This window comes from Bradyrhizobium sp. MI1.7 (genome assembly GCF_055811795.1).
This window is the reverse complement of sequence record NZ_JBVVPO010000045.1, coordinates 65,721-75,593: the sequence shown is the minus strand read 5'-3', so window position 1 is coordinate 75,593 and position 9,873 is coordinate 65,721. Positions and strand designations below refer to the sequence as shown.

The window sequence follows — 9,873 nt, the reverse complement described above, 5'->3', positions numbered from 1 at the left end:
CCGGAATCCATCGGGCCGCAACCTCGGAGATGAATGGATTCCGGGCTCGCGCCAAGTGGCGCGCCCCGGAATGACGGGTGGAAAGAGCGCGCCCTAAGCCACGCCCGCCCGCAGCAGATCGTGCAGGTGCACGATGCCCACCACCTTGTCCGCTTCGGTCACCACCAGCGTCGTGATCTTGCTTGTGTTCAGCACCTCGATCATCTCGGTGGCGAGCATCGAGGGCGGCACGGTCTTCGGCTGCCTGGTCATGATGTCGTCGACGGATGCCGTCAGGAGATCCGGCCGCATGTGGCGGCGCAGATCGCCGTCGGTGATGATGCCCGCGATCCCGCCGGCATCGTCGACGATGCAGACGCACCCCAGGCCCTTGGCGGACATCTCCATCACCGCGTCCGACATCTTGGTGCCGAGCGGCTTGAGCGGGATCTCCGCGCCCGTGCGCATGTAGTCGCGGACGAATTTCAGCATCGCGCCGAGCTTGCCGCCGGGGTGGAAATGCGCGAACTCCAGCGCGGTGAAGCCGCGGCCTTCGAGCAGCGCGATCGCGATCGCATCGCCGATCGCGACCTGCATCATCGTCGAGGTGGTCGGCGCCAGATTGTGCGGGCAGGCCTCGCGCGCCTTCGGCAGCTCGATCACGATGTCGGCGGCCTGACCCAGCGAGGACGCCGCGTTCGACGTCACCGCGATCATCGGGATCGCGAAGCGCGCCGAATAGTTCACCAGCGTCTTCATCTCCGGCTGCTCGCCGGACCAGGACAGCGCCATGATGACGTCGTCGGCGGTGATCATGCCGAGGTCGCCATGGGCGGCTTCGGCGGTGTGGACGAAGAAGGCCGGCGTGCCGGTCGAGGCCAGCGTCGCCGCGATCTTGCGCGCCATGTGGCCGGACTTGCCGAGGCCGGTGACGATGACGCGGCCCTTGGCGTTGCGGATCAGGTCGACCGCCTTGGCGAAGGTCGCGCCCAGCGGACCGCGCAGGGCGGCGGCGAGCGCGTTGATGCCGCCGCTCTCCGTCTCCAGCGTGCGGAGCGCGGATTCGACGCTGTCGGGAGTAGGGCCGGATGATGGGGTCATCAGCGGTTTCGAGCTCGACATGTTCAGGTCCAGGGAGGAGGGGCGCGCGCCCGTTGGCCCTGCTTAGCATGCCGAGACCGGCGAGGCGACGAGAGCGCCAGGGCCCGAAACGGGTCATTAACCATAATTGTTTTAACTCCATTAACGATGGTTCCCGCTCGCTGGCGGAGGTCGTCGTGAAAGTCTTTGATTTCGTTGGAGTTCTTACATCGTGGGGGCGCCTCCAGGCACGAGCCGGAGCAAACGCGGGCATTTCCTGCGCGCGGCTTTGCCGTGCCTTGCGCTGACCGCCCTCGGAAGCGCGCCGGCGGCCGCCCAGAGCCTCACGCCCGACCTGTTCAATCCCAACCGCGGCGGCTTTGCCGCGCCCGACACGCTGCCGACGCGCCGCACGGCGGGCGTGCCGCAGGCGCCGTTGGATGCGCTCCCGGCGCTGCCCGATCCCAATGCCGATCCGCGCAAGCGCCAGCAGGCGCCGGCGACCTCGCGCGTCGGCCAGGTGCCGACGTACGGCCTGCCGGCCGCCAACGGCGCCAGCGGCTCCGGCTACGACTCGCTCAACCGCAAGCGGCAGCAGCCAAAGCTCTATCCCGGGCAGCCGAGGCCGAAGCGCCCGGTCGGACCCGGCTCGCCGGTGCCGCCGGCAACGCCGGACCGGACGCTAGGGCCGCCGCGCATCGCGCCGCCGCCGTCGGAAACCGCAAACAAGGCGCCGGTGCCGCGGGCGATGGCGGGCACCGTGCCCGGCCAGCCGCTGCGCCGCCGCCTCAAGGCCGACGACGATGCGTTCGGAGCGGTCGGCGACTATGCCGGCAGCTTCCTGATCAAGGGGGGGCTCGAGCTCTCGGCCGGCTACGACACCAATCCGGCGCGCCTGAACAAGCCGGTCGGCTCGCCGGCCTATGTCGTCGCGCCCGATCTTCTCGTGATGTCCGACTGGGAGCGCCACGCGCTGGTCGCCGATCTGCGCGGCTCGTTCTCCGGCTACACCAACAACATGCCGGCGACGATCGACGGCTTCGCCTCGCCGTCGCCGGTCGAGATCGACCGCCCCGACTTCACCGGTCATGTCGACGGTCGTTTTGACGTCAGTCGCGACCTCAAGCTCACCTCGCAGTTCCGGCTGCGGGTCGCGACCGACAATCCCGGCAGCCCGAACGTGCAGGCGGGCCTGCAGAAATATCCGATCTACGCCGCTTACGGCACCACGCTCGGCTTCGACCAGACTTTCAATCGCTTCCAGGTGGCTGCCGGCGCCACCGTCGATCGCACCGCCTACACCGATTCCAAGCTGACCGACGGCTCGACCTTCAGCAACGACGACCGCGACTTCAACCAGTATGGCGGCATCGGTCGTTTCTCCTACGACCTCAAGCCGGGGCTGAAGCCGTTCGTCGAGATCGAAGGCGACAGTCGCGTGCACGACCAGCCCGCCGACCGCAACGGCTATTTCCGCGATTCATCGGGTGGCTACGCCAAGGTCGGCTCGAGCTTCGAGTTCTCGCGCATCCTGATCGGTGAGATCTCGGTCGGCTATACCGCGCGTAACTATGTCGACCCGCGCCTCAGCCAGCTCGCGGGCTTCCTCACCGCGGGCTCGCTGATCTGGAACGCGAGCGGCCTGACCACGGTGAAATTCGCCACCGACACGCAGATCGCGGAGTCCACGGTCCCCGGCTCCTCCGGCGTGCTGGTGCGCACCTACGGGATCGAGGTCGATCACGACTTCCGCCGCTGGCTCACCGCGGTCGGCAAGTTCACCTACGGCACCTACGACTACCAAAACCAGAATCGCAACGACAAAACCTACTCACTCGAAGGCAATCTGATCTACAAGCTCAACCGCAACATCTGGATCAAGGGCACGCTGCGCCACGACATCCTGAACTCGAACCAGCCGGGGTCGAGCTCGCAGGGGACGGTGATGTTGGTGGGGGTGAGGTTGCAGAATTGAGGGCGGCGGTGCGTCGCGTTTGAGCGTATGCGGCCTAGTTCGGCTCCGCTCTCGCCACCTACTCCGCTGTCATGCCCCGGCTTGACCGGGGCATCCAGTACGCCGCGGCCTATCGTTTCGATTACAACTGTCTTTGGAATGCTGGATCGCCCGGTCAAGCCGGGCGATGACACCGTTTGCTAATCTGGCAGCAGAACCAGCCGCGGTTACCGCGGCAGATCTGTCTTCCCCATCAGGAACGTGTCGATCGACCGCGCACACAGCCGGCCCTCGCGGATCGCCCACACCACCAGCGACTGGCCGCGGCGCATGTCGCCGGCGGTGAACACGTTCGGGCGCGAGGTCTGGTAGTCGAGCGTGTTGGCCTTGACGTTGCCGCGCGGGTCGAGATCGACCGAGAGCAGCTTGAGCAGGCCCTCGTGCACGGGATGCACGAAACCCATCGCGAGCAGGATGAGCTCGGCATCGAGCTCGAACTCGGTGCCGGCAATCGGCTTGAACTTGTCGTCGACGCGCACGCAGTGCAGCTTCTTGACTTGGCCGTTCTCGCCGGAAAACTTCTGCGTCAGCACGGCGTATTCGCGGACCGCGCCTTCGGCCTGGCTGGAGGAGGTGCGCATCTTGAGCGGCCAGTTCGGCCAGGTCAGGCCCTTGTTCTCGCGCTCGGGCGGGGCGGGCATGATCTCGAGCTGGGTGACCGAGAGCGCACCCTGGCGCAGCGAGGTGCCGATGCAGTCCGAGCCGGTGTCGCCGCCGCCGATGACGACGACATGCTTGCCGCCGGCCAGGATCTCCTGGACGCCGCCGAGCGGCTCCTCGGAGACGCGGCGGTTCTGCTGCGGCAGGAAGTCCATGGCGTAGTGGATGCCTTGGAGGTCGCGGCCGGGGATCGGCAGGTCGCGCGGGGCTTCTGCGCCGCCGGTCAGCGCGACGGCATCGTAATCGTTGAGCATCTCGCGCGGGTCGACATTGCCGTCAGCGCCGACATGGCTGTTGTAGTGGAAGGTGACGCCTTCGCCTTCCATCTGCTTGACGCGGCGGTCGATGACGCCCTTCTCCATCTTGAAGTCGGGGATGCCGTAGCGCAGCAGGCCGCCGGCCTTGGCGAACTTCTCGAACAGATGCACGTCGTGGCCGGCGCGCGCGAGCTGCTGCGCGCAGGCCATCCCGGCCGGACCCGAGCCGATCACCGCGACCTTCTTGCCGGTCTTGACGGTCGCCACTTCCGGCTTCAGCCAGCCATTGTCCCAGGCGCGGTCGACGATCGCGCATTCGATGGTCTTGATGGTGACGGGGTTGTCGTCGATGTTGAGCGTGCAGGACGCTTCGCACGGCGCCGGGCAGATGCGCCCCGTGAACTCCGGGAAATTGTTGGTCGAGTGCAGGTTGCGCGAGGCCTCTTCCCAATTGCCCTGATAGACGAGGTCGTTGAAGTCGGGGATCTGGTTGTTGACCGGGCAGCCGGGCGTGCCGGGCGCCACCGAGCCCGTGCCGTGGCAATAGGGGATGCCGCAATTCATGCAGCGCGCGGCCTGATCGCGCGTTTCCTTCTCGGTCAAGGGAACGACGAACTCGTTGAAATGCTTCACGCGCTCGGCGACCGGGGTGTACTTGCGGTCATGCCGTTCGATTTCGAGAAAACCCGTGATCTTGCCCATTAAACCCGAAGTCCCTGCCGCTTAAATTCGTCTTCTCTCTAGCCAGACCCTCATCCTGAGGAGCGGCGCACTGGCGCCGCGTCGCGAAGGATGAAAGGCCCCGCTGGTGACCTCATGGTTCGAGACGCAGCTATCGCGCTCCTCACCATGAGGGCTTATCGCTCTACGCGCCGATCGCGATTTTCGGCTCGGCGTCCGCGTTGGCGGCCATTTCGCGCAGCGCGCGCCGGTATTCGACCGGCATCACCTTGCGGAATTTGGGCAGCCAGTCCTTCCAGTTGGCAAGGATGTCGGCGGCGCGCTTGGAGCCGGTCGCTTTGGCATGGCGCGAGATCAGGACGTGCAGGCGCTCGACGTCGGAGTCGAGCAGGTTCTTGAACACGTCGACCCGGCCGTGCGCCTCGAGGTCACCCGAGTGGTTATAGGTGCCGGCGTTGATCAGCTCTTCCGACAGCACCGGCTCGAGCTCGACCATCGACATGTTGCAAAGCTTGTCGAAGTCGCCGGTCTCGTCGAGCACATAGGCGATGCCGCCGGACATGCCGGCCGCGAAGTTGCGCCCGGTCTTGCCGAGCACGACCACGATGCCGCCGGTCATGTATTCACAGCAATGATCGCCGGCGCCTTCGACGACCGCCACCGCACCCGAGTTGCGCACGGCGAAACGCTCGCCGGCGACGCCGCGGAAGTAGCACTCGCCCTGGATGGCGCCATACATCACCGTGTTGCCGACGATGATGCTCTCTTCCGGCACGATGCCGCTGTTGGCGGGGGGCTTGACGATGATCTTGCCACCCGAGAGGCCCTTGCCGACATAGTCGTTGGCTTCGCCTTCGAGCTCGAAGGTGACGCCTTGCGCCAGCCACGCGCCGAATGCCTGGCCGGCGGTGCCCTTGAGCCCGACATGGATCGTGTCGTGCGGCAGGCCGGCATGACCGTAGATCTTGGCGACCGCGCCCGACAGCATCGCACCCGCCGAGCGGTTGGTGCTGTTGATCCTGGCCTCGATCTTCACCGGCGCGCCGCGGTCGAGCGCAGGCGTCGCCTTCTCGATCAGCGTGCGGTCGAGCACCGCCTCCAGATGATGGTTCTGGCGCTCGGAATGATAGATCTTCTGGCCCTTCTCTTCCTTCTGCTTGACGAAGAGCTTCGAGAAATCGAGGCCCTTGGCCTTCCAGTGCGCGACCAGCCTGGTCTGGTCGAGCAGCTGAACCTGGCCGATCATCTCGTTGAAGGTGCGGAAGCCGAGCGATGCCATGATCTCGCGGACTTCCTCGGCGACGAAGAAGAAGTAGTTGATCACGTGCTCGGGCTGGCCGGTGAAGCGCTTGCGCAGGACGGGGTCCTGGGTCGCGACGCCGACCGGGCAGGTGTTGAGGTGGCACTTGCGCATCATGATGCAGCCGGCCGCGATCAGCGGCGCGGTGGCGAAGCCGAACTCGTCGGCGCCGAGGAGCGCGCCGATCACGACGTCACGGCCGGTGCGGAACCCGCCGTCGACCTGGACCACGATGCGGCTGCGCAGCCGCTCGCGCACCAAGGTCTGGTGGGTCTCGGCAAGGCCGATCTCCCAGGGCGAGCCGGCATGCTTGATCGAGGTCAGCGGCGAAGCGCCGGTGCCGCCCTCGAAGCCCGCGATGGTGACATGGTCGGCGCGCGCCTTGGCAACGCCGGCGGCGACCGTGCCGACGCCGATCTCGGAGACCAGTTTGACCGAGACGTCGCCCGTCGGGTTGACGTTCTTGAGGTCGTAGATGAGCTGCGCCAGATCCTCGATCGAGTAGATGTCGTGATGCGGCGGCGGCGAGATCAGGCCGACGCCCGGCGTCGAGTGACGGACCTTGGCGATGGTCGCGTCGACCTTGTGGCCGGGCAGCTGGCCGCCTTCGCCGGGCTTGGCACCCTGCGCCATCTTGATCTGCATCATGTCGGAGTTGACGAGATACTCCGTGGTGACGCCGAAGCGGCCCGAGGCGACCTGCTTGATCGCCGAACGCATGGAATCGCCGTTCGGCATCGGCTTGAAGCGGTCGGCTTCCTCGCCGCCTTCGCCGGTGTTCGACTTGCCGCCGATCCGGTTCATGGCGATCGCGAGCGTGGTGTGCGCCTCGCGCGAGATCGAGCCGAAGCTCATCGCACCGGTGGCGAAGCGCTTGACGATGTCCTTGGCCGGCTCGACCTGGTCGATCGGGATCGGCTTGCGCTTCTCCTCGTCCGCGTTCTTGATCCGGAACAGGCCGCGCAGCGTCAACAGCCGCTCCGACTGCTCGTTCAGGATCCTGGCGAAGGCGCGGTAGCGTTCCAGCGAATTGCCGCGGGCGGCGTGCTGGAGCAGCCCGACCGACTCCGCGGTCCAGGCATGGTCCTCGCCGCGGCTGCGATAGGCATATTCGCCGCCGACGTCGAGCGCGGTCTTGTAGACCTGCGCCTCGCCGAACGCGTCGGCATGACGGCGCACCGCTTCTTCCGCGATCTCGGCAAGGCCGACGCCCTCGACACGGGTGTGGGTGCCGGCGAAGAACTTGCCGACGAAGTCCGCCTTGAGGCCGACGGCGTCGAAGATCTGCGCGCCGCAATAGGATTGGTAGGTCGAGATGCCCATCTTGGACATCACCTTGAGCAGGCCCTTGCCGATCGACTTGATGTAGCGCTTGACGATCTCGTAGTCGTCGAGCGAGCCGGGCAGGCGGTCCTTCATCGCGATGATGGTTTCGAACGCCAGATAGGGATTGATCGCTTCGGCGCCGTAGCCGGCCAGGCAGGCGAAGTGATGCACTTCGCGCGGCTCGCCGGATTCGACGACGAGGCCGACCGAGGTGCGCAGTCCGACGCGGATCAGATGATGATGCACGGCGGCGCAGGCCAGCAGTGCCGGGATCGGCACCCGGTCGCTGCCGACCATGCGGTCGGACAGGATGATGATGTTGACGCCCTCGCGGACGGCGGCTTCCGCACGCGCGCAAAGCTCGTCGAGCACCTGGTCCATGCCGGCAGCACCGAGACCGGCGTGGAAGGTGGTGTCGAGCGTGCGCGACTTGAAGTGCGACTCGGCGACGTCGGAGATCGAGCGGATCTTCTCGAGATCCGCATCGGTCAGGATCGGCTGGCGCGCTTCGAGGCGCTTGGTGGTGGCGAGGCCTTGCAGGTCGAACAGGTTGGGCCGCGGTCCGATGATGGAGACGAGGCTCATCACCAGCTCCTCGCGGATCGGGTCGATCGGCGGGTTGGTGACCTGCGCGAAGTTCTGCTTGAAGTAGGTGAACAGCGGCTTGGCCTTGTCCGACAGCGCCGAGATCGGCGTGTCGTTGCCCATCGAGCCCGCGGCTTCCTCGCCGGTGGAGGCCATCGGCGTCATCAGGATGGAGATGTCTTCCTGGCTGTAGCCGAACGCCTGCTGGCGATCGAGCAGCGACAGGTTGGAGCGCACGCCGGTGGTCGGCACCTTCGGCAGCTCTTCCAGCACGATCTGGGTCCGCTCCAGCCACTCCTTGTAGGGATGGCTCCGGGCGAGCTCGGCCTTGATCTCGTCGTCCGGGATCAGGCGGCCCTGCTCGAGGTCGACCAGCAGCATCTTGCCGGGCTGCAGCCGCCACTTGGTGATGATCTGGTCCTCGGGGATCGTCAGCACGCCCATCTCGGACGCCATCACGATGCGGTCGTCTTTGGTCACGAGATAGCGCGCCGGCCGCAATCCGTTGCGGTCGAGCGTCGCGCCGATCTGGCGGCCGTCGGTGAAGGCGATTGCGGCGGGGCCGTCCCACGGCTCCATCAGCGCAGCATGATATTCGTAGAAGGCGCGGCGCTTCTCATCCATCAGGGGATTGCCCGCCCACGCCTCCGGAATCATCATCATGACGGCGTGCGGCAGCGAGTAGCCGCCCTGCACCAGGAATTCGAGCGCGTTGTCGAAGCAGGCGGTGTCCGACTGGCCTTCATAGGAGATCGGCCAGAGCCGGTTGATGTCCTTGCCGTAGAGCTCGGAGCTCACGGAAGCCTGGCGCGCCGCCATCCAGTTGGTGTTGCCGCGCAGCGTGTTGATCTCGCCGTTATGCGCGATCATGCGATAGGGATGCGCCAGCGACCACGCCGGGAAGGTGTTGGTCGAGAAGCGCTGATGCACCAGCGCCAGCGCGCTCTCGAAGTCCGCCTCGTGCAGATCGGGATAGTACTTGCCGAGCTGGTCGGCGAGGAACATGCCCTTGTAGATCACGGTGCGGCACGACATCGAGCAGGGGTAATAGCCCGCGAGGCCGCGGTCGCGGCGCTGGTAGATCGCCTGCGAGATCGACTTGCGCAGGATGTACAGCCGGCGCTCGAAATCGTCCTCGGTCTTGGCGGTGCCGTTGCGGCCGATGAACACCTGCATGCAGGCGGGCTCGGTCGGCTTCACGGTGACGCCGAGCGAGGAATTGTCGGTCGGCACGTCGCGCCAGCCGAGCAGGGTCAGGCCCTCTTCCTTGATCTGGTCGGCGATGATGCTCTTGATGACGTTGCGCCAAGCGGTGTCGCGCGGCATGAACAGCGCGCCGATGGCGTATTCGCCCGGAGCCGGCAACGTGAAGCCGAGCTCCCCGGCCTTGCGGCTGAAGAAGGCGTGCGGGATCTGCACCAGGATGCCGGCGCCGTCACCGGCGCGCGGGTCGGCGCCGACGGCGCCGCGATGCTCGAGGTTGCAGAGGATGCTGAGCGCGTCCGCGACGATCTCGTGGGACTTCTTGCCCTTGATGTTGGCGATGAAGCCGACGCCGCAGGAATCCTTCTCCAGGCTCGGATCGTACAGACCTACAGCCGGCGGGCGCGAATTGTGTTCCTGAATCGGATCAGTCGTTTTCGAGGCGACCGTCGCCGACAGTTCTTCTGCCACGATGTTTGCGCGCTCGAATTGCGACCCGGTCATTGTTCCAATCCTCTCCATGCGGCAAGCTGCCTCACCGCTATCTTCGGCGCACCTTGGGCGTTCCGCGGCACCCGCCTCTGGGTCACCGCTCGTCCGCTGCGAGCCGCATTTTCTTAAATTCAGGCCAAGGCGTTCTTCGTCCCCGAGAACGGCTTTGCCTGTTGCCTTCCTGGCGCTCGAAAGCACCGACTTTCGTTGCAATCCGTATGCCGGAACTGCAAGCAAAATTGAGACAGTCTTCCTGTCCTAACCATCACCTTGCCAAATTTTTGTCTATCACACAA

General features: G+C 65.9%; 4 protein-coding genes. 1 reads left to right on the top strand and 3 read right to left on the bottom strand.

Going from position 1 to position 9,873, the window contains the following annotated elements:
* Positions 1–93 precede the first annotated feature (93 nt).
* Positions 94–1,101, bottom strand: coding sequence for a KpsF/GutQ family sugar-phosphate isomerase (locus tag AC0L3X_RS31890; RefSeq protein ID WP_063985702.1), 1,008 nt, complete (start codon positions 1,099–1,101; stop codon positions 94–96).
* A gap of 190 nt (positions 1,102–1,291) precedes the next feature.
* Here AC0L3X_RS31890 and AC0L3X_RS31885 point away from each other — a divergent pair, with 190 nt between their 5' ends.
* Positions 1,292–3,034, top strand: a complete 1,743-nt coding sequence (locus AC0L3X_RS31885; RefSeq protein ID WP_231143655.1) for an outer membrane beta-barrel protein — start codon at positions 1,292–1,294, stop codon at positions 3,032–3,034.
* Positions 3,035–3,240: 206 nt separating this feature from the next.
* Here AC0L3X_RS31885 and AC0L3X_RS31880 read toward each other — a convergent pair whose 3' ends face one another.
* Both AC0L3X_RS31880 and gltB read right to left on the bottom strand, forming a co-directional pair.
* A complete protein-coding gene (locus tag AC0L3X_RS31880; RefSeq protein WP_063985701.1) occupies positions 3,241–4,692 on the bottom strand; it encodes a glutamate synthase subunit beta in 1,452 nt (483 codons plus the stop codon).
* Between the two features lie 163 nt (positions 4,693–4,855).
* Positions 4,856–9,589, bottom strand: a complete 4,734-nt coding sequence (gene gltB / locus AC0L3X_RS31875; RefSeq protein ID WP_063985700.1) for a glutamate synthase large subunit — start codon at positions 9,587–9,589, stop codon at positions 4,856–4,858.
* Positions 9,590–9,873 lie beyond the last annotated feature (284 nt).